The organism is Brevibacterium sp. K72 (assembly GCF_050562175.1).
Lineage (GTDB): Bacteria > Actinomycetota > Actinomycetes > Actinomycetales > Brevibacteriaceae > Brevibacterium > Brevibacterium casei.
In genome coordinates this window covers 3,636,129-3,660,637 of sequence record NZ_CP191582.1, presented here as the reverse complement: position 1 = coordinate 3,660,637, position 24,509 = coordinate 3,636,129, and the positions used below count along the sequence as shown (strand labels likewise).

The 24,509-nt window shown below is 66.9% G+C and carries 36 protein-coding genes and 2 tRNA genes; 6 read left to right on the top strand and 32 right to left on the bottom strand.

Annotated elements, in window-relative coordinates; translation table 11 throughout:
• Window positions 1-58: 58 nt before the first annotated feature.
• The 25 genes from ACQ1RG_RS16580 to ACQ1RG_RS16460 all read right to left on the bottom strand — a co-directional run bounded on the left by ACQ1RG_RS16580 (window position 59) and on the right by ACQ1RG_RS16460 (window position 12,603).
• Window positions 59-256, bottom strand: a complete 198-nt coding sequence (locus ACQ1RG_RS16580) for a hypothetical protein (RefSeq protein ID WP_430600320.1) — start codon at window positions 254-256, stop codon at window positions 59-61.
• A gap of 252 nt (window positions 257-508) precedes the next feature.
• On the bottom strand, window positions 509-1,282 hold the full coding sequence (locus ACQ1RG_RS16575; RefSeq protein WP_430600319.1) for a hypothetical protein: 774 nt from the start codon (window positions 1,280-1,282) through the stop codon (window positions 509-511).
• Window positions 1,279-1,611 carry a VRR-NUC domain-containing protein gene (locus ACQ1RG_RS16570; protein ID WP_430600318.1) on the bottom strand — a complete coding sequence of 111 codons (333 nt, stop codon included), beginning with the start codon at window positions 1,609-1,611 and terminating at the stop codon, window positions 1,279-1,281. The genes ACQ1RG_RS16575 and ACQ1RG_RS16570 overlap by 4 nt, the downstream gene beginning before the upstream one ends.
• Window positions 1,608-2,792: a hypothetical protein gene (locus ACQ1RG_RS16565; protein ID WP_430600316.1), complete on the bottom strand. Its 1,185-nt coding sequence runs from the start codon at window positions 2,790-2,792 to the stop codon at window positions 1,608-1,610. The genes ACQ1RG_RS16570 and ACQ1RG_RS16565 overlap by 4 nt, the downstream gene beginning before the upstream one ends.
• Before the next feature lie 305 nt (window positions 2,793-3,097).
• A complete protein-coding gene (locus ACQ1RG_RS16560) occupies window positions 3,098-3,472 on the bottom strand; it encodes a hypothetical protein (RefSeq protein ID WP_278372200.1) in 375 nt (124 codons plus the stop codon).
• On the bottom strand, window positions 3,469-3,765 hold the full coding sequence (locus ACQ1RG_RS16555; RefSeq protein WP_430600315.1) for a hypothetical protein: 297 nt from the start codon (window positions 3,763-3,765) through the stop codon (window positions 3,469-3,471). Before ACQ1RG_RS16555 ends, ACQ1RG_RS16560 begins: the two co-directional genes overlap by 4 nt.
• A gap of 59 nt (window positions 3,766-3,824) precedes the next feature.
• Entirely contained in the window at window positions 3,825-4,292 is a 468-nt protein-coding gene (locus tag ACQ1RG_RS16550) for a hypothetical protein (protein WP_430600314.1), read from the bottom strand.
• Between the two features lie 119 nt (window positions 4,293-4,411).
• Window positions 4,412-4,681 (bottom strand): hypothetical protein, encoded by a 270-nt coding sequence (locus tag ACQ1RG_RS16545; RefSeq protein ID WP_430600313.1) that lies wholly within the window; start codon window positions 4,679-4,681, stop codon window positions 4,412-4,414.
• A 90-nt stretch (window positions 4,682-4,771) separates the two neighbouring features.
• On the bottom strand, window positions 4,772-5,203 hold the full coding sequence (locus tag ACQ1RG_RS16540) for a hypothetical protein (protein ID WP_430600311.1): 432 nt from the start codon (window positions 5,201-5,203) through the stop codon (window positions 4,772-4,774).
• Window positions 5,196-5,681, bottom strand: a complete 486-nt coding sequence (locus ACQ1RG_RS16535) for a hypothetical protein (RefSeq protein WP_430600310.1) — start codon at window positions 5,679-5,681, stop codon at window positions 5,196-5,198. The genes ACQ1RG_RS16540 and ACQ1RG_RS16535 overlap by 8 nt, the downstream gene beginning before the upstream one ends.
• 1 nt (window position 5,682) lies before the next feature.
• Window positions 5,683-6,867 (bottom strand): RtcB family protein, encoded by a 1,185-nt coding sequence (locus ACQ1RG_RS16530; RefSeq protein WP_430600309.1) that lies wholly within the window; start codon window positions 6,865-6,867, stop codon window positions 5,683-5,685.
• Window positions 6,868-6,896: 29 nt separating this feature from the next.
• Window positions 6,897-7,058: a hypothetical protein gene (locus tag ACQ1RG_RS16525; RefSeq protein WP_430600307.1), complete on the bottom strand. Its 162-nt coding sequence runs from the start codon at window positions 7,056-7,058 to the stop codon at window positions 6,897-6,899.
• 1 nt (window position 7,059) lies between these two features.
• Window positions 7,060-7,437, bottom strand: a complete 378-nt coding sequence (locus ACQ1RG_RS16520) for a hypothetical protein (RefSeq protein ID WP_430600306.1) — start codon at window positions 7,435-7,437, stop codon at window positions 7,060-7,062.
• A gap of 73 nt (window positions 7,438-7,510) precedes the next feature.
• A complete protein-coding gene (locus ACQ1RG_RS16515) occupies window positions 7,511-8,344 on the bottom strand; it encodes a hypothetical protein (protein WP_430600304.1) in 834 nt (277 codons plus the stop codon).
• Between the two features lie 5 nt (window positions 8,345-8,349).
• Window positions 8,350-8,631 (bottom strand): hypothetical protein, encoded by a 282-nt coding sequence (locus ACQ1RG_RS16510; protein ID WP_430600303.1) that lies wholly within the window; start codon window positions 8,629-8,631, stop codon window positions 8,350-8,352.
• 166 nt (window positions 8,632-8,797) lie between these two features.
• Complete coding sequence (locus tag ACQ1RG_RS16505; protein WP_415711421.1) at window positions 8,798-8,947, bottom strand: hypothetical protein; 150 nt, start codon at window positions 8,945-8,947, stop codon at window positions 8,798-8,800.
• Window positions 8,944-9,252 carry a hypothetical protein gene (locus ACQ1RG_RS16500; RefSeq protein ID WP_430600302.1) on the bottom strand — a complete coding sequence of 103 codons (309 nt, stop codon included), beginning with the start codon at window positions 9,250-9,252 and terminating at the stop codon, window positions 8,944-8,946. Before ACQ1RG_RS16500 ends, ACQ1RG_RS16505 begins: the two co-directional genes overlap by 4 nt.
• Complete coding sequence (locus ACQ1RG_RS16495) at window positions 9,249-9,776, bottom strand: hypothetical protein (RefSeq protein WP_430600301.1); 528 nt, start codon at window positions 9,774-9,776, stop codon at window positions 9,249-9,251. Before ACQ1RG_RS16495 ends, ACQ1RG_RS16500 begins: the two co-directional genes overlap by 4 nt.
• Window positions 9,770-10,117: a hypothetical protein gene (locus ACQ1RG_RS16490; protein ID WP_430600300.1), complete on the bottom strand. Its 348-nt coding sequence runs from the start codon at window positions 10,115-10,117 to the stop codon at window positions 9,770-9,772. Before ACQ1RG_RS16490 ends, ACQ1RG_RS16495 begins: the two co-directional genes overlap by 7 nt.
• Window positions 10,117-10,470, bottom strand: a complete 354-nt coding sequence (locus ACQ1RG_RS16485) for a hypothetical protein (protein WP_430600299.1) — start codon at window positions 10,468-10,470, stop codon at window positions 10,117-10,119. The genes ACQ1RG_RS16490 and ACQ1RG_RS16485 overlap by 1 nt, the downstream gene beginning before the upstream one ends.
• Complete coding sequence (locus ACQ1RG_RS16480) at window positions 10,467-10,646, bottom strand: hypothetical protein (RefSeq protein ID WP_430600298.1); 180 nt, start codon at window positions 10,644-10,646, stop codon at window positions 10,467-10,469. Before ACQ1RG_RS16480 ends, ACQ1RG_RS16485 begins: the two co-directional genes overlap by 4 nt.
• 167 nt (window positions 10,647-10,813) lie before the next feature.
• Window positions 10,814-11,137 (bottom strand): hypothetical protein, encoded by a 324-nt coding sequence (locus ACQ1RG_RS16475; protein WP_430600297.1) that lies wholly within the window; start codon window positions 11,135-11,137, stop codon window positions 10,814-10,816.
• Window positions 11,137-11,508, bottom strand: coding sequence for a hypothetical protein (locus tag ACQ1RG_RS16470; protein ID WP_430600296.1), 372 nt, complete (start codon window positions 11,506-11,508; stop codon window positions 11,137-11,139). The genes ACQ1RG_RS16475 and ACQ1RG_RS16470 overlap by 1 nt, the downstream gene beginning before the upstream one ends.
• Window positions 11,498-12,388 (bottom strand): hypothetical protein, encoded by an 891-nt coding sequence (locus tag ACQ1RG_RS16465; RefSeq protein WP_430600295.1) that lies wholly within the window; start codon window positions 12,386-12,388, stop codon window positions 11,498-11,500. The genes ACQ1RG_RS16470 and ACQ1RG_RS16465 overlap by 11 nt, the downstream gene beginning before the upstream one ends.
• Window positions 12,385-12,603, bottom strand: a complete 219-nt coding sequence (locus ACQ1RG_RS16460; RefSeq protein ID WP_430600294.1) for a hypothetical protein — start codon at window positions 12,601-12,603, stop codon at window positions 12,385-12,387. Before ACQ1RG_RS16460 ends, ACQ1RG_RS16465 begins: the two co-directional genes overlap by 4 nt.
• Window positions 12,604-12,691: 88 nt before the next feature.
• Here ACQ1RG_RS16460 and ACQ1RG_RS16455 point away from each other — a divergent pair, with 88 nt between their 5' ends.
• Window positions 12,692-13,006 carry a helix-turn-helix domain-containing protein gene (locus tag ACQ1RG_RS16455; RefSeq protein ID WP_430600877.1) on the top strand — a complete coding sequence of 105 codons (315 nt, stop codon included), beginning with the start codon at window positions 12,692-12,694 and terminating at the stop codon, window positions 13,004-13,006.
• Here ACQ1RG_RS16455 and ACQ1RG_RS16450 read toward each other — a convergent pair.
• The 5 genes from ACQ1RG_RS16450 to ACQ1RG_RS16430 form a co-directional block, all read right to left on the bottom strand.
• Window positions 12,969-13,044, bottom strand: a tRNA-Lys gene (locus tag ACQ1RG_RS16450). The genes ACQ1RG_RS16455 and ACQ1RG_RS16450 overlap by 38 nt on opposite strands.
• A gap of 102 nt (window positions 13,045-13,146) precedes the next feature.
• Window positions 13,147-13,467: a GroES family chaperonin gene (locus tag ACQ1RG_RS16445; RefSeq protein WP_009379413.1), complete on the bottom strand. Its 321-nt coding sequence runs from the start codon at window positions 13,465-13,467 to the stop codon at window positions 13,147-13,149.
• On the bottom strand, window positions 13,460-13,747 hold the full coding sequence (locus ACQ1RG_RS16440) for a DUF3618 domain-containing protein (protein ID WP_009379411.1): 288 nt from the start codon (window positions 13,745-13,747) through the stop codon (window positions 13,460-13,462). The genes ACQ1RG_RS16445 and ACQ1RG_RS16440 overlap by 8 nt, the downstream gene beginning before the upstream one ends.
• 173 nt (window positions 13,748-13,920) lie before the next feature.
• Window positions 13,921-15,453 (bottom strand): hypothetical protein, encoded by a 1,533-nt coding sequence (locus ACQ1RG_RS16435; protein WP_201672008.1) that lies wholly within the window; start codon window positions 15,451-15,453, stop codon window positions 13,921-13,923.
• Window positions 15,454-15,561: 108 nt separating this feature from the next.
• Window positions 15,562-17,343 (bottom strand): hypothetical protein, encoded by a 1,782-nt coding sequence (locus ACQ1RG_RS16430; protein ID WP_201672009.1) that lies wholly within the window; start codon window positions 17,341-17,343, stop codon window positions 15,562-15,564.
• Window positions 17,344-17,567: 224 nt separating this feature from the next.
• On the opposite strand from ACQ1RG_RS16430, the gene ACQ1RG_RS16425 reads away from it, so the two are divergent.
• A tRNA-His gene (locus ACQ1RG_RS16425) sits at window positions 17,568-17,640 on the top strand.
• Window positions 17,641-17,759: 119 nt separating this feature from the next.
• On the opposite strand, the gene ACQ1RG_RS16420 is transcribed toward ACQ1RG_RS16425, so the two are convergent.
• Complete coding sequence (locus ACQ1RG_RS16420; RefSeq protein WP_144589524.1) at window positions 17,760-18,890, bottom strand: IS1249 family transposase; 1,131 nt, start codon at window positions 18,888-18,890, stop codon at window positions 17,760-17,762.
• Between the two features lie 277 nt (window positions 18,891-19,167).
• Here ACQ1RG_RS16420 and ACQ1RG_RS16415 point away from each other — a divergent pair, with 277 nt between their 5' ends.
• Window positions 19,168-19,581, top strand: coding sequence for a VOC family protein (locus tag ACQ1RG_RS16415; protein WP_063249117.1), 414 nt, complete (start codon window positions 19,168-19,170; stop codon window positions 19,579-19,581).
• A 26-nt stretch (window positions 19,582-19,607) separates the two neighbouring features.
• Here ACQ1RG_RS16415 and ACQ1RG_RS16410 read toward each other — a convergent pair whose 3' ends face one another.
• The gene (locus ACQ1RG_RS16410; protein ID WP_101624952.1) at window positions 19,608-20,276 is read right to left on the bottom strand and encodes a DUF1345 domain-containing protein; all 669 of its coding nucleotides are present in this window, start codon (window positions 20,274-20,276) and stop codon (window positions 19,608-19,610) included.
• 62 nt (window positions 20,277-20,338) lie between these two features.
• On the opposite strand from ACQ1RG_RS16410, the gene ACQ1RG_RS16405 reads away from it, so the two are divergent.
• The 3 genes from ACQ1RG_RS16405 (at window position 20,339) to ACQ1RG_RS16395 (ending at window position 24,478) form a co-directional block, all read left to right on the top strand.
• On the top strand, window positions 20,339-21,193 hold the full coding sequence (locus tag ACQ1RG_RS16405) for a ribokinase (protein ID WP_101624953.1): 855 nt from the start codon (window positions 20,339-20,341) through the stop codon (window positions 21,191-21,193).
• The gene (locus ACQ1RG_RS16400) at window positions 21,190-22,140 is read left to right on the top strand and encodes a dihydrodipicolinate synthase family protein (RefSeq protein WP_101624954.1); all 951 of its coding nucleotides are present in this window, start codon (window positions 21,190-21,192) and stop codon (window positions 22,138-22,140) included. Before ACQ1RG_RS16405 ends, ACQ1RG_RS16400 begins: the two co-directional genes overlap by 4 nt.
• A gap of 196 nt (window positions 22,141-22,336) precedes the next feature.
• Window positions 22,337-24,478 (top strand): choice-of-anchor I family protein, encoded by a 2,142-nt coding sequence (locus tag ACQ1RG_RS16395; RefSeq protein WP_232252477.1) that lies wholly within the window; start codon window positions 22,337-22,339, stop codon window positions 24,476-24,478.
• Window positions 24,479-24,509: the final 31 nt, after the last annotated feature.

Sequence of the window (24,509 nt, the reverse complement as noted above, 5' to 3'; positions counted from 1 at the left end):
GTCGGTACGGAGTGGGAACAGGTTCGGTTGCCTCCCCCTGGGGTATCAGAGAGGCAAGTCAACCTGCCGCCCAGCCTCCGGGCTGCCGGCGGGCGGTCGATGCCGAGTGGCACGGTCCGCACAGGCCGCGACCGTAGCGGGGGTCGTTCGGGTCGAGGCCGGCGGCGACGAGCTCGCGCCGTGACTTCGGGTAGTGGTCGGCGTCGGTGGCCCGGCGACGGTGGCACTCGACGCAGATCGGATCACGAGCGAGCACCGCTTTGCGGAATGTCAGTTCGTGCTTCCAGTCGTACCCACGCTCACGGGACGTGCCACGAGTACGGTCGGCGGTACGCTCATGGTCCGGGCACCGGGACTTGGGGCCATCGAAGAGGGTCGGGCATCCCTTGACCGAGCAGAGCTTCTTCACTGACCGCCTCCGAACATGACGGAAGGCCTGGCACAGGACACTGTGTCAGACCTTCATCGCCACCTCTGGTGACTCTACGAGAATGGTACGTGACAAATGTCAAGCACCTCGGGACCTTCGCGTGTTGCGGCGTGTCGTGCGAAGCATCACCGATCGCACATCACCAAGACGATACAGACGCGAACCACGCTGATCCTGACCGACTGCACGCAACAGCACACGACCACGAACATCTCGCCTCGTTGCCCATTGCCTCGCCTGCTCCTGCGTGATCTGCTCACCTGCAGCACGCAACGTATCAACGATGCGCGACAGTGGCGCTTCGTATCCCTCGATGCGACGCAGACCCTCACGACGTCGAGCACGCACGTCCACCTGCACCTTGCACTTCGGGCACACCATCACGTCCTCACCGATGGTGGGCCACAGGTCCACACCACACCCAGCAGTCGGGCACACGCCAGCGAACACGCGCTCGGGTGGAATGTCGATCTGCCCGAGACCAGCGAGACACTGCTCGAGCAGACGCTCATGCCACACCTCAGCCTGCTCGTGCTTGACCACCCAGTTCTTGAGCGGGTCGAGGCTGGCCACGAGCTGCGGCACATCGAGCATCCGGAACGTCGGCCGCTCCTGCTCACGCACCCACGCACCGAGGATCGCACGCAACACCGAGGTGATCTCATCGAGCACATCGGCCGCACCCACTCGGTACAGGATCGGGGTGACGTCCGACGATCGCCCACCACTGGCCGGGGCCACAGCATCCTGCCTGAGGATCGACACCTCGAGCTGCCCGGCCAACGGACCACACAACCGGATCAGCTCGGGCAGAGACGCCGACCTCACCTCACGCGCATCCCACATCGTCATTGTCCCCTCAACTCCTTCTCGATCCGGCCACTCACCCAATCGCGGGGCCGCCACACATCCACGTCCGCACCGACGAGCGACAGCGCCGAGATCCACGCCTTCTGCTCCGCCCTTGTCGTGCCCGTCTCCGACTTCAACTCACGCCACAGGATTCGACGCTGCCTCGGGTGCACCATCACCAGATCCGGGAACCCCGGCGTCGAACGGCGACTGTCATAGTCGTGGAAGCTCAGCCAGCCCATTCGCTTCGCGAGATCGATGATGAGCTCCTGCAGCTGTCTCTCCGACATGGCCTTGGCCTGCAGGGCACGGTAGTCCTCAAGCTTCACCTTCTCCTCCTGCCACGCTTCCTCGAAGGACCAGGGTTCACGAGGGCAGGAGGTGGCGCCGACCGTCCCGTCCCAGCCCGGCCAGGCCCGTCCCGAACCGAACCCGTCACCGACCCGTCCCGTCCCGACCCGGCATATCCAGATCCTGGATGCCGGCGACCTGCTGGGACCTGCTGGAACCTGCTGGGTGGCTCTGCGGGGTCACGCTCCGACTGGTTGGTGTCGGGCGGTCCCATCGGACCAGAGCCGGCGTCTGCGGGGGCTGACTCCGACTGGGGGTCGGATAGTCCCTCGGACCAGACTGTGTCCACCGCGGGGTCATCACACGACTGGTGGTCGTGCGGTCCCTCGGACCGGTGAACGTCTCCCGCGGGGGCTGACTCCGACTGGGGGTCGGATAGTCCCTCGGCCCGGGATGCAGGATTCTTCTCAGGTGCCCTCGTCGCCGCGGTGCCGGCGTCGCGGCCGGGAGGAACACTCCCGGCCTTCATGTCCGGTTCGGCAGCGTCGGGGAGGACGATGTTGTGAGCGATCACATACTCGTGGGCACGCAACCACTCGAGGGTCTTCGGTTTGAAGTACGGCTTCTTCGGGGCCGGCATGAGGAGACTCTCACGGTGAGACCTCGGCGCATCGGACAGGGTCGCATTGCATCTGCCGCAGGCGACCACCATGTCGTTTGGTGACTGCACCTGCCTGGTCAGATGGTCATACGTTCCCGCCTTCTGTCCGCGCCGGTCGCCGTGGAAGTTCACGACCAGGCCGCAGTAGCGGCACGCGTCGCCGTCGCGGAGGCGCACGGGGATCGTGAGCCCCGGGTTCGCGTTGTCGAGCTTGCGCTGGCGTTCCCATTCGATCTCCTCTCTCGTTCGCATGTGGATGAAGGTGTCGTCTTGGATGAGCTTGTAGGCGCGTCGCCCTTCCCCGTCAGTCACCTCGGTGAGGTAACCCGCGGCGAGCGCGACGCTGATGAGTTCGTGGGCTCGTGTCTGTCCGGCCATTTGGACTGCGGTGCCGTGGCTGATGATGTAGTCGGTGAGGTGGGCGGTGGATTGGAGTGCGCAGCGGAGGACGAATCCGAATGCTTCGTTGAGGAGGCGGTCGTCGCATCGTTGGTCTTCGAGGACTGCGAGGACGACTGGGTGGTTGGCGGACGTGTCACCGTTGCGAAGCCATGGCATCCGGGTCGTCTCCTCTCGTGGGTGGGGTCAGTTGGGGTAGTCAAGTCGTGCGGGAGGCTCAGAATCGGAACCATCGGGCCTCCCAGGGCCTCACAGGATGCCTCCGTCCCTGAGCCTGGGCGGGTTCAGCAGCCGTTCGAATGCCGGGTCTTGCGTGCGGAATTCTTCGAGCGTTTCCCGGAACCAGGCCACGCGCGCTTCTGCCGCTTCCGCCCTGAGTGCTTTCGCCCGAGCTCGCGGCGTCCATTTGGTGCACTTCCGCCACCAGCGTGAGATCCCGGCGCGGGCGTGCGCTGAGCAGTTCCTCATGGCTGCTCGTTAAGGAGGTGCCGGTTGTGCGCTGGCACGTGGTCCTGCCACGGGCGGCCGTAGCGGATAGCCTGGCCCGTCCAGCGGCTCGACCGGTCGGCGAGGCGCGCGAGGTCCGTGGCGGACATGGGGTGCCCGATCGTCTCGGCGATGCGCTCGAGCGCGATGGTGCAGTCTGGGCACAGGCGGTCGAGATCGAACAGCTTCACGCTCCGGTATACCTCACCGCAAAACCTGCACGGGACCGTCGGATAGATGAGCTGGGGTAATCCTCGCGGAGCCCTTAATGAGTGAAACGCAGCGCTCATCGCCTCGGCGGCACTGGCGATGCCGCTCAGGTCGAGCTTGCGGGAGTCGATCCGGTCGCTCACTTCTCCTCCCCCAGTAGTGCGTTGATCGCGGCCCGGGCCTCTGCCCTCCACTCGTCTTGCTCGTCGGTGCTGAGCTTCGGCCAAATCGACTCTTGCATCGTCGTTGCGCACATGTGGATAGCCACCCTCTCCACCGCCTCATCCGAGCGCAGCTGGTCCCGCTGCCACCGGGCACCTGTCGCGAATCTCCTGTACCCGTTGATGTTCTCCAGCGTCGGCCGGTGCTCGTTGGTGTAATGCGCGACCGCGTGGTCCACGGCCTTCTCGTCCCATCCCAGATCGATATCAACCATCGAATTCCCCTAACGCGTAATTCTGCTGCCGCTGTGCCGCGAGAGCCTGGCGGGTCTCCTCACTCACCATCCCCGATCACCGCCTCAATGGCGCGGAGTTCCGCGCACGGGTAGTCCTCGGGCTCCCCATCGTCATACCGGCAAGTCCGGCACTGTGTGATGCCAGCGGGTAAGTCCTCGCACAGGAGCGTCCCGTCCTCAGCCTCCCAGTGGCGGGAGTCCTGGTGCTCCTCGTCGTCGTTCTCGCACTGGTCCGCCGTCTGGTAGAGGGCGTCCGGTCGGTGCCGGTCGAGCACCATCCCCACCACGGCAACGAACGCCGGGAGGTGGTTGTGGGCGTCGGCAATGGCGGTGGCGTACTGCCTCCTGCGAATGTCCCCAATGATCTCATCCGGGTCCCCAGAGTCGTCTCCTGCAACGAGGGTGTACCGTGCCGCGAACCACTCCTTACCGTCTGACTCTTCCGTCGCCGCCGCGTGGATGCTCCGGCGTTTCGCCAGCCACGACTCGATTCGGGTGTCAGTCATTGTCGCCTCCGTTCTTGTCATGGTCGTGCGTGCACAGGGGCAGGCCGTCCGGGTGCGTAGTCATCGGGCCGTCAAACCCGGTGCACCTGTCACACCGGCCCAGCCGGCAGGGGCGGCACTCAGTCATCGTCGTTCTCCAATCCGAGGCGGGTGGTGACCTGGTCGGCGACCTGCGTGTAGTCGGCGCCGAGGGCACCCGAGTCGAGGAGGGCCACGAGCGTCGCCGTCCTGGTCTCGAACGCGAGGGCGAGGGTCGCCTGGGTGTATGTCAGCAGTGCGAGGACGTTCGCGGACGGGTCACCCTCAGCAGCAACCGTGGTTGCGGCGGTGAGTCTCGCTACGGCTTCGGCTTCGGGGTTCCCGGGGAGTGAGGTGGGTGTGTCATTCATGGTCTGAGCCTTTCGCTTGGTGTCCGGGTTTCCCCGATCCGGCACGCGGGTCCGGTGAGGTTCGGTGAAATCGGTTGCGGCCGGTGAGGTTCACAGACCGGTGAACCACGTGAGCGCGGGACAGTCGCCGCCACGGTAGGGCTGGCCGCCGTCGCGGTCGGCCTGCATGAGGTCGTCCGCCAGCCGCTCCGCGTTCGTCGGCTCCGGGTCGGGGACTACGGCGACGCCGAGTTCTCCCAAAATCGCCAGCGTCCTTTCAGTCCTGCCCCCAGTGCGGGGCCTGCCGAGCGCTTCCCTGAACTCGCTCTCCGTGATCGTGTGTTTGGCCGGGGACGACGGGACCGGCACCCAGCCGCCCTCGGCCATGTCGTAGTCGTTGAACCAGGACATTGACCGTTGCCCGCACACAATACGCCACGGGAGGCTGTCGCCGGGGTCCATCCGCGCCGCCTGACTCCCGTCCCGGTGCTTGGCGAACTCCACGACCGCGAAGTCCTCAGCCGTGTACTTCTTCTCACCCACGGCCCTCACCTCCCGGTGCGCGAAACCCGTCGGCGGCGAGCTGCGCGGCGAACCTCGCGCGGCCTTCGTTGCCGATATCGTCAAGGTCGTAGAGGTCGAGGGCGCTCTCGATCCTCTCGGCTTCCGTCGGTACCGGGTCGGCAACGACGGTGAAGCCGAGTCGGGTCGCGAACAGGATCGGTCTGACGGCTCCCATGTCACCGAACTTGGTTTCCTCGATGATCTGCCGCAGCGCGCTCCTCGTGATCGTGAGCTCGGCTGGGGGGGAGGGAACCGCCTCTGGGTGCTGGTCCAGTAAGAGGCGCGGGTTGTCCTTAGCCACCCTGTCGACGATGCGTTTGAGTTCACTCAGAGGAACGGACAGCGAGTTTAGCCATGCGCCACGTGTTCGAGAGATCAGGCTTACCAGAATGGACCCGTCGCCCTGCGAGCGTAGTTCCAGCTTGTCGCCGTCGCGATTGATTACATACTTGCCCATTTCAGTCGCCCTTCACGTTGATGAGCTGGTGGAACACGTGTCGGGTCTTGACGAGATCCGACGCGTCGGCCATGACCTGGTAGATGTCCTTGTACGCTTGCGGGATCTCGTCGATGAACGCGTCCGTGTCGCGGTACTCGATGCCCCGCATCGCTTCGCGCAACTGCTTGTGAGTGAACGTCTTGCGCGCCTTCGAGCGGGAGAAGTTGCGGCCGGCACCGTGCGGGGAGGAGTAGAACGACATGGGGTTGCCGCGGCCCTCGACGACGTAGGACGCGGTGCCCATGGAGCCGGGGATGAGGCCCGGCTGACCGGGTCGGGCACTGATCGCGCCCTTCCGGGAGATCCAGAGGTTGCGACCGAAATGGTGCTCCTTCTGGGTGAAGTTGTGGTGGCAGTTGATGCGCTCCGCCTCGATGACGTCCTCGCCCATGTAGCTGGCGAGGATCTCGATGACTCGGTCCATCATCTCCTCACGGTTGAGGAGCGCGAAGTGCTGCGCCCAGTTCAGTTCGGCGATGTAGTGGTCGAACTCAGAGGTGCCCTCGACGAGGTACGCGAGATCCCGGTCGGGCAGGGTGACCCACCACTTCTTCATCTGAGCGTCGGCGACCTTGATGTGGTTCTGGGCGATCTTGTTGCCGATGCCGCGGGACCCGGAATGCAGGAACGCCCACACGCGGTCCTCCTCGTCGACGGTGACCTCGATGAAGTGGTTCCCGGACCCGAGCGTGCCGAGCTGCAGATCCCAGTTGCCGGCGTACACCTCAGGGTCGAGCGGACAAGTGGCGTCCCACATCTCACCGAGCTCGTTGACCCGCTTCTTCGCGGTCGCCGTGAGCCCCTTGTTGTAGCGGCCGGCGGACAGCGGCACGCGCTGCTCGATGTCCTCACGGACGTCCGAGAGCTTCGGGATGCGGTCGTAGAAGTCGTTCTCGGTCCACTGGGTGCGCACCGCGATCATGCCGCACCCGATGTCGACACCGACTGCGGCCGGGATGATCGCACCATCCGTGGGGATCACCGAGCCGACCGTGGCGCCCTTGCCGAGGTGTGCGTCGGGCATGAGCGCGAGATGCGGGTGCACGAACGGCATCTCCGATGTGGCGAGCGCCTGGGCGCGGGTGTCGTCTTCGAGGATGGATGCCCAGTTGTAGAGCTTGGGTGCGAGTTGGTGGATGGTCATTGTTGTTCTCCCGTTGGTGTGGTCGGCTACTAGTTCTCGATGACCGCGGCGAGGCAGTCGCCGCAGAATTCGCCGTCGTCGCCGGAGTACCAGCCGAATGGCTGCCCGGTGATGAATTGGCTCGGGCTGTAGTCGCGGACGTCGTTGCTGGTGCGTTCGCGGCCGCACTTTGAGCAGACTGGGGCTGGCATGTCAGAGTCCACGTGGTGTGAGAGGTCGGGCGTGGAGTCCGTCTTCGGATGGGCCGGGGTCGCCGTCGTAGCCGGCCTGGTAGTGCTCGTGGCGGCTGCCGTCGGCGGAGTGCCAGCACACCTCATCGCGGTGCTTGATTTCCTTGACCGCGACGGGTTCGACGGGGGTCTGCCCGCTGAGGGCACCGAGGAGGGTCATGACCTGCATGGCCTGTTCCCGTTCGGTCTTCTTCCTCGCCTCGGCGGCCGCGAGGAGTTCGCGTTGCTCGTTGATCGCTCGGCGGGTCTTGGCGTTGGATCTGAACGCGTAGATGGTGAAGCCGATCGCGAGGCCGGCGGCGACGATGGAGAAGAGCTGCATGAACAGTTGGGTGGTCATTTCCGGTTCCTCCTGGTGATGATCCACACCCAGATGTGGGCGGGGAGAATGAGCATGCGGTCGATGAGGCGGCTCACTGCAGCCCCCTGACGAGTTCCTGGCCGACCCCTGTGAGGTCGAGGGACCATTGGTCGCGGTCCTTGCGGCGGGCGTCGTTGGTGGCGAGCTTCTTCTCGTCGGTCTCGGCGGCCTCGACGGGGCGGGCGGCGAGACCGTAGAACGCGGTGCCAGAGGAGATGCGCCACAGGGTGTCCGAGATCGCTTCCACCTCGACGTCGCCACCGAACTTCTCCGCCGAGGCGATGAACGTCTTGAGCATGTTCGCGGGCACCGAGGTGGTGCGCACACTGCGGGGCTGCTGGCCGGCCATGGACTCGAGGACGTGCACGGCACGCGCGAGGTCCGTACCCGGCTCCGACACCGGGAGACGCAACGACTTGCCCTCGAACAGGCCGGTCCGGTCGGTGGCGCGGATCGTGACCTTGTCGGGGCCGGTGCCGGTGACCGTGAGCTCGAGCTCCGGGTCCCACGCCTCCTTCGGGGTGAGACCAGTGAACCCCATCAGCTGCTTCGCCATGACCGGGGACACCGTCACCGAGTCAGCGACGACGTCACCAGTGACACGGGCACCGTCCCGGGCAGGGATCTTGCACACGATCATCGTCGACCCCGTCGACGCGACCGTCAGAACGTTCGCCGGGGTGAACACGATCCCCACGAAATGCGTCGGCCCGTCCTCGTCCTTCGCGACATGCGGCAGCGTCGCGGCGAGCGCCGAGGTGAACATGATCGGGTTGAGTCGGGCGGAGAGGTCGCGGGTGATGCGGCGGGTCTCGCGTTCCTTCTTGCCGTCCATGAAGTTGTGGACCACGGTGAGGTGTTCCTTCGCGTCGTCAGCGTTGGTCATCGCGGTCACCCCTTGATCTCTTCGCCGAGGGGGATGCGGAACTTCCGGGTGCGGGTGACATAGCCGGTGTCGTCCTCCTTGAGAATCTTGTCGCCGTTCTCGTCGAAGACGAGGTGCTCGAGTTCGATGACGAGGCTGTGCGGACCGGACTCGAGTTCGACGATGCCGAGGGAGTAGGCGAGGATCTTGTCCGCATCGAATCGGGTGCCGGCGAGGCGGCTGATAATCCTCTCCACCATTCGGAAGTCCCTCTGAGAGAGCGTCTTGTCCTTGGTCGTGGTGGGCATGGTCAGTCCTCGATTCGCTTCGGTTTCGTGTGATCGCAACTCCCGCAGCACCACTCGTGTTTGAGGTGGTTCTGCGCGGTGCACGCCATGGCCGTGGCCCCACAGCCCCGGCACGGGAACACCGGGTGGTCGCACATCTTGTGCGAGCAGTTCTTCAGCAGTGGCATCAGTCGTCCTCCTTCGTGTCGTGTTTGCACTTCGGGCAGCAGGGGTGGCCGGTGTCGCGGGCGATGCTCGTGCACGAGAGCTCGGTGACCCCGCAACCCCGGCACCGGCGGCGAGCGCGGCCGGGTGTGTAGTTCTTCGTGGTGGTCATGCCTCACCTCGGCATTCCGCGATGAACGCTCGCCCCTCCGGGGTGGTCGCGAAGTCCGCGACGACCGCGCCCGCCACGGTGTCGCGGCGCTTCCGTGCACGGAGCATGGCGGCGTGGGCGCGGGTGATCGCCCGGTAGGTGCGTTCCTGGACGGTGGTGTTCGGGAACCGGAGGACACGGGCGAGGGTGTCGTAGGAGATCCCGACTGCTTCGGCAGCCGCGCGGATGCTTCCGTGGTGCTCGACGAGGGCCTCGGCGCGGGCGCGGACACTCGAGTTCGAGTGAGTGGTTCTCAGACGGGTCATGACCAGGCCAGCTCCTTCCACGCATCCGAGCCCCACACCTTCGTGGCGAGGCGTGCCTTGTGCTCGGCGTCAGCGGCGAAGTGAGCCTTCGGGCACCGCTTCTTGTTCGTCGGGGTGTCGTGGAGGTAGCAGCGGCGGCGCCATTCGTCGTACTGGGGGTTGCCGTCGGCGACCGCCCGGGCGATGTTGGCGTGCATCGCGGTGAACGACATGAGGATGCACACGCCGTTCTCCGCCATGCCGGGGCCGCTCGGCAGGAGTTGGGTGCCGGTCTCGTCGAACTGGACGCCGTGACCCACGTAGAGGCCCTTGCGGGGTTCGACCTGACCGCAGCCGATGCACTCCTCTTCGCCGTACCACCAGTCGCTGGTGTGGTCGCGGTACCAGGCGGAGATCTCTTCGGGCAGCTTCACCTTCGCGCGGTGCTCTTCCCCGCTGGCGAGGCGGACTGTCTGGCGCGACTTCGTGTCGCCGTGCGCGCTGAGGACCTCGAGGAGGTCGATCTGTCCGGGGACATTCAACATGGCACCTCCACAGGCTCTGTGCCGTCACCGAGGCGCCAGACATGGATTCGGGGGGCATGGGGGAGACGGTGCACGAGGCGAAGCCCCAGACCCTTTTCCGCGGCGTAGGCGTGCATGAACTCTTCGAGTGCGGCACGGCCGCGGCGCTGCTTGAGGACGTCAGAGACCACACGCACGGCGGCGTCCTGGGAGAGCGCGAACCCGTAGTACTCGTCCTCCCCCGTAGCCTGGTTGACCTCGTAGATCTCCCACATGCGAGCGGCGAACGGAGTCTCGAGCACTCGGGAGCGGCCAGCGGGGAATCTTGTGGTGCGCTGCACACGGATCTTGAACGCCACCATCACTGATCACCGTCCCCGTCGTTCAGCCACGCCTCGTCGATGACTTCGTAGAGCCACATGGGCTTCCCGTGATTGCCTCCGGCGACGTCCTGGTTCTTCGTGGTACCGGCGTGCACGATCACGCGGCGTCGGTGCAGCAGCCGGTAGCGTGCTGAGAGGACTCGTGGGTTGACAGTCAGCCCGTACTCGTTCGTGAGCTCGGCGCGGACCTTGTTCGGGTCGAGGAACCCATCGTCAGCGCGGGCGACCGCGCGCATCGCGGCCTCGATGCGCTTCTGATCGCGACCGTGCAGGTGCGTGGAGACGTTCACGGCGTCGATCGCCGCGTCTCGCTGGCCTCGGACCGCCGTCACGACCGCTCACCCGCATCCCATGCCGCGGCGAGCACGCCGGCAGCCATGAGAGCCAGGCCAACGAGATTGAGGCCGTTCGTCGTCAGGGTCTGCGCCGAGGCGATCAGGTAGGTGATCGCGCCGAGAGCGATGAGCGGAAGCCAGAGGATGGTGAAGCGGCGGCGCACGAAGATCATCCTCCTGTCACGGGCGCGTTCACGCTCCGAGTCCTGTGGTTGGTCTAGAATGGGGTTCACGATCGATCCGATCTACTCGGCCCTCGCCCTGCCCGGCGGGGGCTACTTCTTTCCAGTGGGGGTCAGAGTGGATGCCGGGGCTTCCCCTTCCACCGGCACCCACCCCGTCATTGGGTGCCCGTCTCCTCGACGTCGAGATCCTCGACCGGGCTGAGGCGAGCGCGCAGCGGTGCGACGAGTTCGTCTTCGGTGTTCGCGGCGAGCTCGGCGATGGAGTCGGAGGTCTCGTCGACGACGCGGAGGAGCGCCTGAGCGATGAGGCCGAGGTTCTCGACCTGGGTGTTGTAGTCGAAGGCGACGCTGCGGAGTTCCTTCTCGAGCTGCTTGACGCGGAGGAGTGCGACACTGCGGACGGCGAAGATCTCGTTGACGAACTCCTCACGCTCGAGGCTGGCGTTCGGGTCGGTGTTGAAGCCAAATGCGGTGGGCATCAGTCGCAATCTCCTGCCGTGTGCTTGGGAATGTCGAGGACGTCATCCGGGTCCGCGACGACGTCGGGAACCGGGGTGAGCTTCGTGGGTGGAGGGGAGCCAGCGAACTTCGTGAGGAGGGCGGCCTCGTCGGCGTCGTAGCCGATCAGGCTCAGCGTGCCCTTCTCCTCGGCGATCATCTTCTCCACCTGCGTCCTGGTGCGTTCGAGGACCGCCTCGATGCGGGCCAGGTGGGACAGCGGGAACCCGTCACGTCGGGCAGCGCGGTACCCGCGCAACACGCTGAGGGTTCGGTCGGCCGCGGTGATCGCGTCGTTGATGGTGTCCTGCCGGCGGATCGACGCCGGGGTCGGGACTCGTTCACTGGTCATCGTCGACCTCGCTTCCATTGGTGGGTTTCGTGGGGCGCGACCACCGTGGTGACCCCTCACAGGTGGTCGCGCCCGTGGCATCCGACTCCTCGACCGGGGTTCTCGACCCGGGAGCCGTGTCGGTGCCGTCCCTTACGATGTCCCCACCAGCAGAGGTCGCACCCTCCGCTGATGCCATAGGCGTCGTAGGGTCGACGCCGTAACCCGCAAGGGAAGTCTCGATATGGACACCCAAAAACTCGCTGCTCTTCTCAACGAAATCGACGATGCTCGGAAGCAAACCGCCGAGTTCCTCGCCCGCGCGAACCGGAACCGTGCCACTGAAATCGAGGGATCGGCTAGCGATCGTCTTGCCGCCGTCCTTCAGTACCAGACGGAGTACATGACTGCCGCCGTCAACGGCTTCTCGCGGGAACTCGCACAGCAGGGTGAGGCCATTGCCCTCATCGGCGATGCCCTCCTTCACGGCTTGCAGGAGTGAGTCGTTGACCACCTTCTTGTAATCCACGGCAGGTGGCTCGACGGGCTCGGGATAGCTGATCGGTGCCTTCGCGCGTTCATGGATGCGGTCCAGCTGGTCCTTCAGTTTCGCTTCCTTCTCGGCGGAGCTGTCATCGAGCCTGGACAGAGGTAGCTGCTTCGCTGGCGGGGTCCGCCGTGCCGCTTCCGCGAGGCGGCTCACCTGTTTTCTGAGGTCCTGTGCCTTCTGCTCAGCGCGAGCGCGGGCAGCGGTTGCGGAATTGTCCGTGCACAGCTCGTCCTCACCCGAACGCTTGAGCATCCGGAACATGGTCTCGCCGTCGACGTCCAGTGAGAACTCTCCGGACCGCCGAGCTCGGTTCTCCTCCGGGTCGTCGTCGGACTGGATGAACGGGCTCACGACGCCACCGACTTCGGCCCGGTGGGAATCTCACCGGCGGCGATCGCTTCGAGGTCTTCCCGGTGGTAGCGACGGTGCCCCGACGGAAGTGTGAAGGATCGAATGTCGCCGCGCTCTGCCATGCGAATGAGCGTCTTCGTGGTGACGAAAGCGATCCGAGCGGCTGCCCCGGGCGGAACGTAGGCGTCGGAGTCGTGAGTAGTCTGATTCGTCATACCGAGGACTGTACATGACAAATCAGACTATTCAAGAAACTTTCTCGAGCGTGTTGCCTATCTGTCCGATTTGGTCGATAATCGACTCATGACTACCTCCCCGCTTAGAGACGACATTCCGTCGCCCGACATGCTCGTCGGCACTCGCGTCCACATGCTCATGTGGGAACGGGGCATGACTCAGGTCGCGCTGGCGCCGCTGCTCGGCATCACCCAGACCGGGCTGTCGAAGAAGCTCAAGGGCCGGGTGGGGTGGTCTGTGTCCGACCTGCTCGCCGTTGCGCGAGAGCTCGGCACGTCCGTCGCGTACCTGGTCGGGGAAACAGAAAACCGCCGTCCGGATGATCCGAACGGCGGTTCTTGGCTGGTGCGCCCCCCGGGACTTGAACCCGGAACCCACTGATTAAGAGTCAGTTGCTCTGCCAATTGAGCTAGAGGCGCCTGTCGCACTTGCCACGCAACGAGAATTAATACTACTCAGGGGCGCGGCGCTCGTGCAAACCGAGACGGGCCATTATGCGGTTTTGTGACTGAGATCGCAGGTCAGAGGTACATTCCCGCGCTCGACTGCTCGGCGGGTTCGGAGATCGCGTGGACGTCGCGCTCCCGCAGGAGCACATACGCCTGCCCCTCGAGCTCCACCTCGGCGCGGTCCTCGGGATCGTAGAGGACGGTGTCGCCGAGGTCGGCCTGCCGCACATGCGGACCAGCGGCGACGACCTCGCCCCAGACGAGGCGCTTGCCCATCGTCGCGGTCGCGGGGATGACGATCCCCGCCGCGGACTTGCGTTCGCCGGCCTCCTCACCGGGGTCGATGAGGATCCGGTCATGGAGCATGCGGATCGGAAGAGCGGAGTCAGCCACGACGGTCTCGACCGGAGAACCCGACGACGAGGGCGGCGATGCCGAGCACGGTGCCGGCGCCGAGGGCGATGGCCTCGGGCTTCGGGGACCCGTCCTCTTCGATGACAGTCGACTTCGCCTTGTTGACGGCGCGGGTGAGGAGGACCTTGGGGTGGAGGCGTCCCACCAGTTCGTCGATGTTCTCCGAGAGGCGCTCCTCGCGCAGGCGGATCGACTCCGACAGCTGCGCGGCTGTCGCATTGTCGACGGTCACATCTGAGGTGTAGACGTTGTCTGTCATCGGGTCGCATCCTCCGGATCGCACGTGCATGTCCGCCTGTGACCGGCAGTCACAGGCCCTGCCGCCAAGCTTAGCCGCTGAGTTCTCGCAGTGTCAGTTCGACGCCCCCGGATTCCGCGCGAGCTGCGTGCCCGACCTCGGCGTTCGCCGCCCCCGCCGAGGCGGTGGCAGGGTCAGGCGGTTTCGTCGCGCCGACTGCGGCGGCCGACGAGGAAGAGGATGAAGCCGACGGCGCCCATGCCGAAGGCGGCGAGGACGAGGACCGGCCACGAGCTCACGATCGTCGAGACGAACGACTCGCCGAACGACGACGAGGCCTGGTTGTTGCCGCGCGGCGCCGGCTGATCGCCGCCCGTGATGAGGTCGGTGTCATCATCGGGGGTGGGGGAGTCGGGGTTGCGCGGGACGGGATCCGAGTAGTCGGGGTGCGGACCCTCGCCGGTCGCGCCCGGCAGCCAGTCGGCACCGGTGTCGCCCGGGATGACGTCGCGCCCGGGGCCGGACCCGTTGCCCGTGGAGGGAGCCTCCGTCGTGCGACCGTCCTCGGACTCGCCTTCCGCGGAGTCCGAGCCCTGGGTGCCGGAGCCGTCGGTGTCGGAGCCGGCTCGTGTCGACCCCCCGCTGTCGTCGCCGTTGCCCGTCGGGTTCGAAGCGCCTTCGGAGGTGTCGTCGGCATTCGCGCGGCTCGACGATCCGCCCGAATCGTCGGCTCGCGATCCGGAGTCCGCCGAGGCGCCCGATCCGGATCCCGATCCCGACGATCCGCCCTCGGAATCGCTTGGGGCGTTGGCATCCGCCGAGGTGGACGAGCCTCCGCCGTCGGATCCGGACCCGCCGCTCGCCGAGCCGTTCGAGTCCGTATCCGCGGAGTCGCCGGAATCCGTGTACGGGGTGCCCCGGACGACGATCGTGCCGTTGTCGACCTCGAACTTCCAGTTCGGGTTCGAGGTGAAGCCGCTGAAGGTGTAGGCATCAGGAGAGTCGGGCAGGGTGACGTAGCCCTCCGAGTTGAGGGAGAACTCCGTCGGGACCGCCGGGGCCCGCACGTCGATGGGGTTGCCGCTGTCGTCGGTCTCCCCGGTCGAGTCGGCGTCGGCAGGGCTCTCGGTTCCGGAGGCATCGCCCGTCGAATCCGATCCGGAACCGGAGGTGGTATCCGAGGAATCGGTCTCCGCATCGGAGGTTCCCGACTCCGCGGACTGCTGGGCGGGAACACTTTCCGGCTTCGGGCCTGCGAACCGGGCACCGACCCAGCTGACGGGCATATTCGTCTTAGGATCGGAGTTCGTCGTCGGAAGCTTGAGGGTCTTGGCCTTCCCGTCCCAGGTCGCGACGAGCGGAACGGTCGCCGCGACGCAGGGCTCGTCGCCGGTGGCCTCCTCGGGGTTCTCGCAGGCGTCGTCGGGCCTGCGATCGCCGTCGGCATTGTCCGACCCCTCGGCGTTCGCATCGCCGTCATCGGCGATGGGATCGCTGCCGGCGTCGGCCGTGCCGTCGCTCGAGGAGTCGGCGCTCGCCCCGGACTCGGCGCTCGCCTCGGACCCCGCGGTCGCACTCGAGTCGGCGGTCGCCTCGGCGGTGGGGGTCGGAGAGGGGGAGGGGGAGGCAGCGACGGGGGAGCCGACGGTCAGGGGCAGGGCCGCGAGGGCAAGCGCAGTGCCGAAAGCGGCCGCGGTGCGGCTGAACTCTCGTGTGGTGATCGGCACTGGGATCCTTCGGTCGGGGTTGCCGGTCATCGGCCCGTCAAGGGGACATGACGTCACGGCACGACGGCCACAATCATAGTGGCTCGGCGTGCGCTGTTAAAGCTCCGCTCATCCGTTCGCGGTCTGCGGGCGCTTCGGATAGGCCCGGATCGTCGAGTCGACGCCGTCGACGATCGCCTGGTTGTCGTTGTCGGTGACGGCGAGGAGGCGGGTGTCACTGCGGTACGCGGTCTGGCCGGCGATGAGGCACGCCGCCTCGTTGTCGATCGTGCACGGAACGATCGTTCCCCGCGGTTCGGAGAGGTTGACGTCGGCGCGTGTCGTGTCGGCGAGCAGGAGACCGGTCTCGAGGTCGAAGAGGTAGGGGCCGATGTAGGCCCGCTGTCCGCCTTGGCCGCGGACCCACGACATCTCGCCGACGATGTCCGTCGTTGTCGTCACCGTCGAGAGGATCGAGCCGTCGTCGAGGGAGTGGACGACGAGCTGGATGCGGTGCCCGCTGTTCGTCGACGCCCCCTGCTCGCCCCATAGGGCGATGACCTTGCCGTGGCCGGCCGAGATCCATTTGATGATCCGGAGACCGTCGGCAGGGGCCTCGAGGTCGATGTCGCGTTTGTCGCCGGACTCGATGTTCGTCGCCACCACCGGCCCGTCGAAGTCGGCGCTGTAGAGCTCCCCGTTCTCCACCGCCATCGGCGTCGACCCGCTCTCCGGGGTGGGCACGTCGATGAGCCCGTCCTCGCCGAAGGTCGCGAGGCGGTTGCCGGACTTGACGAGCACGCTCGTGCCTGCCGAGGAGATCCGGGTGTTCGTGGGCAGGCTGTAGGACTTCGGGGTGGATTCGCCGTCGAAGAGCGCCTGTGCGGAGTCGCCGACCTGCCAGAGCAGGGCCGCTCGGCCCCCGATCCTCGTGTCGACGGCGAAGGTCGGTGCCTGATCGACCGTGCCCGAGTAGCGCACCGCACCGGTCGCTGAGTCGAGGACTTCGAGCTTGTCGCCGTCGACGACGAGCACGCCGCGATCCGACGCCGTCACCGAGGCGCTGCCGGGGATCTTCGCCTCCCACGTCGGTGTGTTCTCGAACGTCGGGACGATGTCGTCGGTCGTCTCCACGGTGAGGTCGGAGGCGGCGTCGAGCTGCTGGTCCGAGTTGATCGTCTGTGGGGATTCGGGGGCGCTGGTGGGGACGATGTTGGGGATGACGAAGGCGCCGATCATGAGGATCGCGATGCCGATGAGGACGAGGCCGGGCACGGTGAGGCGTCCGAGTCGGCGCTGCTTCCTGCCCGCCGGACGCTTCCGCGCGGGCTTCTGCCTCGGCTTCTGCGTGGGCGGGGTCTGGGCTGCCGGTCCCGAGTACGGGGTGCCGAGTGGGTACTCCTCCCCGGCGGCCGCCTCGGTGGACTCCGGCGCACGCCCGGCGTCCGTGCCGGTCGTCGGTGCGGGGTCCGTGCCCATGGCCGCCGCCGGTGCCGCGTCCGCCGCAGTCTCGGAGGAGGGGGAGGCTCCACTCGCCGAGGTTGTGGTCGGGTCGGTCTCCCGGGCAGCCGGTTCGGTCGGGGTCGACTGGGCAGCCGGGGTCGACTGGTCGTGCTGGGAGACCGGGGCAGGTGCGGAGGCACCGGGAGCCGCAGCCTCGGCCGTCGCGGCAGGTGCGGGCTCCTTCGGCGCGGTGCTCTGGGCGGGGACGATCCGGCCTGCGGCATCGATTTCGACGTCGACGCCCTGGTCGCCGTTGTCGATGGTCACCGACACCGGAGTCTCGGTGGCGCGGGCATAGTCGCCGAGGTAGGTCATCGCCTGGCCCGTGTCCGAGTAGCGACTCGTCGCCCCATCGAGGGACAGGTAGGTGTACCCGTCCTGGGAGACAGAGATCAGCGCACGTGGCATGTACCAGGGGTCCTTGGGAAGTCGACGGCAGGGCGGTGACAATCCTAGTGAATGAGGATGGGGCCTCCCACCGCTTTTCCGAAACCGTTATACATCTCTACGGAATCGTTGCACGTCAGGAGATCTGCGTCTCATTATGCACCTGACCGCCTGTGCGTTTGCCCCACCGCAGTGCGGGACGTTAATATGTATCTTGCTGTCTGCGCCGAGGTGCAGGCTGTGTGGTGGGTATAGCTCAGCTGGTAGAGCGCCGCGTTGTGGTCGCGGATGTCGCGGGTTCAAGTCCCGTTACTCACCCCGATCGAGAAGCCCCGCGATCCTTGAGAAATCAAGGATCGCGGGGCTTCTGCCGTGTCAGGCGCCCGCCCCGGGTTATAGGGGGTTATAGGACAGAAAGTGTGTCTTTTCCGGGCGCGTCACCCGCGTCGTCCTCCCCACCCCTTCTGGATGCCGATGCCGTCTTCCCACGAGAACCCTGTCCCGTACTCCACCGGTCCGATCGGCTCCTCACGAGGAGCACGCACACGCTTCGGCGGTGCCCAATGCTCCGGCCCGACCAAGGACCACCCCGTCCCGGCCTGATGAGACCTCTCGAAGAGGAACCAGTCCACCCCACGCCGGGCATGCCCCTCACTCAACCCGCGGTGTGCCCGCAGCAGTCCTTTGATGCCCGCATTGATCCCGCCTTCTAACGCGTTCGTCGTCCGCGCGAGCTCGATACCCTCGTCAGCGGCATCCAACCAGGTGAACAAGTGTCCTTTCGCGATGATCCGTGAGAGGAAGAAATACGCTCGACGGGTCCGCAGATGCGTGTACCACCACGACTGTCCACGACGGACATGCGCCGGCCTCGCACCAGCGTCTTTGGCCCTGGTGCGGTGTTTGAGGAACCTTGACCACTTCGCCTCCCACGACGCGAACGCCGCCAACCACGCTGCTGCTTGATCGCGGGAGTCAACCCGCGGCAGCGCCTGGTACAGGCGCAACAGTTCCTGGTTGGCCGGCAAGCTCGGATTCCGGGTCAGGTGCCGGTGTCCGGCCTGCCGGATATGGAAGAAACACCGTTGGATGCGGGTATCTGGCCACAGCGTCTCGATCACAGTGGTCAAAGGACCGTTGCCATCGACGACGGCGTATCTCGGGGCAGGGATACGGGCGATCAACGCCGTCCAGGACGCGGTCTTCTCCCGATCACACCACTGCCAGTGAATGACCTTCTCCCCGGTGTAGGCGATGAGGACGCACCACCCGTTGAAATAGGTGCCATCGAGCATGATCTGGTCATGGATCTCCCCAGTCGCTGACACGGTCGGGGCGATTCGCCAGCACCATTGAGTGCGGCGGCGGAAGGTTCGGGTCGACCCGAAGTGATCGACAGCCGTCTGTGGTGCGGGACCGAGTAGCCAGTCGAGGAAGACCCGCAGCTCGGTTCTTCGTGTCGATACGGCCCGTGTACCGGTGCTGCTGGCCCCGCAGTTCGGGCACCGGTACCTCGGTGTACCAGCACTGGTCGTGCCGTTCTTCTTCAGCCTTGTTTGACAGATCACGCATGTACGTCGATTGCAAGCACCCCATCGATGCTAAGCCCGATCAGCTAAGCAAACCGGGTATTGCCGTTGGGATTGCTGGGCACGAGCCTGATCCGAGACACACTTTCTGTCCTATAGCCCCCCGCCCCACCAACCCTTTGTGGTCGAAGAACCGAGGGATTTTCGCTGAATCGGCTGATTTCCCTCGGTTCTTCGACCACAACTGGGCTGCGAGTGGTGTGGTTCCTGCCCACGCCATCGACTCAGGGCTCATGTCGCGGCGTTAAGGTGAGGGATGACCGAATTCCCGCGCCTGCTCCACACCGTCCTCGACGCCGAGGACCCCCGCGACCTGGCCGAGTTCTACCGGCAGTACCTCGGACTGCACTACCGCATCGGCGACGAACCGCCGACCGACGGCAATCCCGACGATGCCGACTGGCTCGTCCTCGTCGACGCGGCCGGCAACCGGACGCTCGCGATCCAGCAGGTCGACGAACTCACGCCCACCACGTGGCCCGACCCGGACGTGCCCATGCAGCTGCACCTCGACTTCACCGTCCCCGATGCCGAGGCGCTGGAGACCCACCGGGAGCGCGCCGAGGCGCTCGGAGCCCGCATCCTCCTCGACCGCACCGACGATCCCGACGAACCGCTCTACGTCTTCGCCGACCCCGCCGGACACCCCTTCTGCGTCTTCGTCGCCTGACCCGCGCCTGGGATATCGCCCACGGCTCACCCCTGGGCGATGAGGTTCTGGAGGACCTGGAAGGCGACGGCGACGACGAGGGCGTTGTAGAAGAACGCGGCGATGCTGTGGAGGAGGACGATCCGGCGTGCGGGCACCCCGCAGACCTCGACGTCCGAGGTCGCGAACGACGTGCCGATCGTGTACGAGAAGTAGAGGTAGTCGAGCGTCGAGGGTGTGGTCGTCGTCGGGAACCGCAGCTCCTGCTCGTCGTTGGCCGCCTCGGTGACCTCATAGATCTCCGCGAACGCGATGTGGAGCATGAGCCACGAGAGGATGATGCCCACGCTCGCCGCGAAGAGGAGCGCCGTCTTCTCGGAGCCGGCCTCTCCCGACCCCTGGTTGACCATCGCGGTGATCGCCGCCTGGACGCCGACGATCGCGGCCAGCAGCGGCGGGATCCACAGCCACTTCGCGACCACGCGGGCCTCCTCTCGGTCACCCGTCTCGGGCAGTCGGCCCCTCCACACGACGATGAGCCCGACGACGAGGTAGCCCAGCGTCACGCACTCCCAGGCGATGAGCGCCCACAGCGCGTTCGTGAACAGGTAGAGCAGGCACATGACGACGATGACCGCCTGCGCCGCCCCGCTCGCCCACGCTCCCGCCGAATACCGTCGGGGTGGGATGGTCCGTGACGTCGAGTTCTCAGCCATGGCCCGAATATACGGCACCACGGCTTCCCAGCCGGCGGACGCGGTGCGCGTTAGAGTGAGGTGTGTCCGCCTTCGCCATCCCCCTCACCGTCGTCGGCAGCATCAACGCCGACATCACCGCGACAACTGAGCGCCTGCCCGGCCCCGGAGAGACCGTCGGCGGCGGCACCCTCACGCGCAGCCCCGGCGGAAAGGGCGCGAACACGGCCGCCGCGGCCGCCCGCCTCGGCGCCCGAACCCGGATGATCGGGGCCGTCGGCACCGACCCGACGGGGACCGAGATGATCGCCGCCCTGCGGCAGGCCGGTGTGACCGTCGACTCCATCGCCGAGGTCGACGCCGAGACCGGAACGGCGCTCATCACCGTCGACGCCCACGGTGAGAACACGATCGCCGTCTGCGAAGGCGCGAACGCCCACGTGAGCATCGGCGGCCACGACTTCGCCGACGACACCGTGCTCGCCCAGCTCGAGATCCCGATGACCGTCGTGTCCGCGCTCGCCCGCACCGTGCGCGGGTTCTTCGTCGTCAACGCCGCCCCCGCCCTGCCTCTGCCCGCCGAGGTGATCGACCGTGCCGACCTCATCATCGTCAACGAATCCGAGTACGCCGCGCTTCCGCAGCTGCGCTCCGCCCGCTCGGTCGCCGTGACCTCCGGGGCTAAGGGCTCTGCCCTCTTCTCCCGCGGCGACCAGATCGCCCACGCCCCCGCCCGCCGCGTCACCCCGGTGAGCACCGTCGGTGCCGGGGATGCGTTCTGTGCAGCCCTGACCATCGCCCTGCGCGCAGGGATCCCCGCCGAGGCGGCGCTGAGCATCGCGAACGCCGTCGGAGCGTACGCCGTCACCGACCCGAGTGCCAGGCCGGCGTTCCCCACCCTCGACCGCTTCCTCCGGGACGACAAGGACAGCAGATGACCGACGTCGCGACATGCACCGAGGCAGTGCCCATGCCGTTGCCCGCCCCCTCACCCTTCACCGGACTCAGTGCCTTCCCGCTCACCCCGGTCCGAGACGGACGCCTCGACGAGGATGCCTTCGCTGGGCTCATCGACCGCCTCGTCGCCGCCGGCGTCGACTCGATCGCCCCGCTCGGCTCGATCGGATGCGGGCCCTACTTCAGTCCCGAGGACCGCGCCGAGGTGGCCCGCCTGACCGTCGACCGTGCCGACGGCATCCCGGTGACCATCGGCATCGGGGCGCTGAGCACGCGTGATGTCCTCACCAATGCCGAAGCCGCCGCAGCGGCCGGTGCCGCAGCGCTTCTCCTCGCCCCCGTGAGCTACCATCCGCTCACCGAGACCGAAGTCGTCGAGCTCTTCCGGGCGGTCACCTCGGCGAGTGGTCTGCCCGTCATCGTCTATGACAACCCCACCACCACCCGCTTCACCTTCACCACCGAGCTCTACGCCCGTCTGTCCGAGATCGAGGGCATCGCGGCGATCAAGATCCCCGGACTGCCGCTCAGCCCCGCCGACTGGCAGGAACGGGTGGCAGGAATTCGGCAGGCCACCGGCGGCCGGGTCGCCATCGGCGTCTCCGTCGACGCATACGGCGCGGAGGGACTCATCGCCGGCTGCGACGCATGGTTCTCAGCGATCGGCGGGACGATCCCCGCCCCGATGCTCGCGATCACCCGCGCCATCCAGGCAGGCGAGGTCGAACGCGCCCGCGAACTCGCCGTCCTCCTCCAACCGCTGTGGGATCTCTTTGCCGCCCACGGCGGCAGCCTCCGAGTCGGGGCCGCGATCGCCGAGCACCTCGGCCTCGTCACCGGCGACTGCCTCCCGGCACCGCTCAAGGGACTGAGCACCGAGGACAAGCGCAGGGTCGCCTCGGTCGTCGACGACCTCGGCCTGAGCTGAGCCGCAGGCGACCGACCCCGGCCGCAGGCGACCGACCCCGGCCGCAGGCAACCGACCCCCGCCGCACCGAGCGGCGCGCCGCCGACGCCACGCGTTCACGCACGCGCCACCTCCGGTTCCGGGCACCGTCACCTCTCTCCATATATATGGAGTAGGCGGACACGAATCGTCCGCGCCGCCTCGACTCGGAGAACCGATGACGACAACGAAGACAGTCACCGCCGCCCTCACCGCCCTCCTCCTCACCACCGGCCTGAGCGCCGGGCTGAACGTCACAGGCGGCACCCCGGCACAAGCGGGAGAGGTGCCGGAGCCGATCACCACCTCGGCGCCGGGCGCGCAGGTCGCGCTCGGCTACCTCGGCGCGTACGAGACCGGACAGTTCGACGAGTCCGCAGCCGAGATCACCGCCGTCCACGGCAACACCGTCTTCACCGTCAACGCGCAGGCCGCGAGCGTCGACATCATCGACGCCTCTGATCCGAAGAACCCGGCCAAGGTCGGCGAGATCACCGGTTCGGGCACCGCGAACTCGATCGCGATCCGTGAGGACGGCCTCGGCGTCATCGCGCTGGAGAACGAGGACAAGACGAAGCCCGGGTCACTGATGTTCTTCGACGCGAGGACCACCTCGGCGACGGTGCTCGGAACGGTGGGCGTCGGATCCCTGCCGGACATGGTGACGATCACCCCCGACGGCAAGCAGGCCCTGGTGGCGAACGAGGGCGAGCCGGCCGGTGACTTCTCGACCGATCCGGAAGGGTCGGTGGGCATCGTCGACCTCCCCGCCGAGGTGGCCGCCCCCACCGAGGCGGATGTGCGGACCGCCGACTTCCGGGAGTTCGAGGAGGGCGGGTCGAAGACCCTGCCTGAGGGTGTGCGGGTCTTCGGCCCCAACCCCGAGGGCGACCTTCCGGTCTCCCGCAACCTCGAACCCGAGTACATCACCGTCGCAGGCGGCAAGGCGTACGCGACCCTGCAGGAGGCGAACGCGATCGCCGTCGTCGACATCGCCGCCGGGGAAGTCGAGCGGATCATGCCCCTCGGCTTCAAGGACTACGGCAAGGCCGGCAACGGTCTTGACCCCTCCGACAGGGATCCGAAGGACGCCCCGATGGTGAACATCGCGACCTACCCCGGGCTCAAGGGCGCGTATATGCCCGACACCGTCTCGACGTTCTCCGCCGGCGGCACCGACTACCTCGTCACCGCGAACGAAGGCGACTCCCGTGAGTGGGGCGACTTCGTCGACGCGGCCAGGGTCAAGGATCTCGGCGGCGACGGCCTCGCCCCCGTGTGCGAGACCTCGCCGTTGGCCGACAGCCTCGGGGATGACGAACTGGGTCGCCTCAACGTCATCACCGACCTCGGACTGAGCGAGGACGGGAGCTGCTATGAGGAGCTCTACGCGTTCGGAGGCCGGTCGTTCTCGATCTGGACGACCGACGGCACGCTCGTCGCCGACTCCGGCGATGAGTTCGAGCAGATGACCGCGAAGGCGATCCCGCAGTTCTTCAACTCCAACCACACCGAATCCAACCTCGAGGGCCGCAGCGACGACAAAGGACCCGAGCCCGAGGCGCTGACGATCGGCCAGGTGGGGGAGACGACGTACGCGTTCGTCGGCTTCGAGCGCATCGGCGGCATCGCCGTCTACGACCTCAGCGACCCGCAGAGCCCGGAGTTCGCGACCTACTTCAACAACCGCGACTTCTCCGTCTCCGTCGAGGATGAGATCGACGGTGCCGCGGATCCGGCAGGCCTGCTCTCGAAGGCCGGCGATCTCGGCCCTGAGGGCATCACGTTCCTCAGCGCGGGGGAGTCCCCGACCGGGGAGGCCGCGCTCGTCATCGGCAACGAGGTCTCCGGCACGACGAGCCTCTACTCGGTCGACGACCTCACCGAAGGCGGCGGCGATTCGGATGCCCGGGCCGACGCTGACGGAGGTGCCGGGGCCGAGGCTGACGGAGGTGTGGGGGCCGATGAGAATGCTGGCGCCGAGGCGGACGCCGGTTCGAGGGCAGACGCCGATGCCGGCGATGGCAGTGATGCGAGGGCGAGCGATGACGCGGACGCGGGCACCGGCGCGGATGCCGACACGGCCGATTCGCGCGGGTCCGGTGCGAACGACTCCGATGCGAAGGACTCTGACCCGAAGGGCGGCAGCGCCGGCGGTGTCTCGGCAGGGTCTGAGGGATCCGCCGCCGCCGACGATGAGAACGCCGGATCGCTGCCGCGCACCGGTGCCGACCTCGGTCAGTACCTTCTCATCGGCGGGGTCGCGGCCGGGCTCATCGCCCTCGGCGTCGTCGCCTTCCTCGTCACTCGGAGACGCTGAGCCGACGTCCCGGCGAGGACGTCGCTGGGCG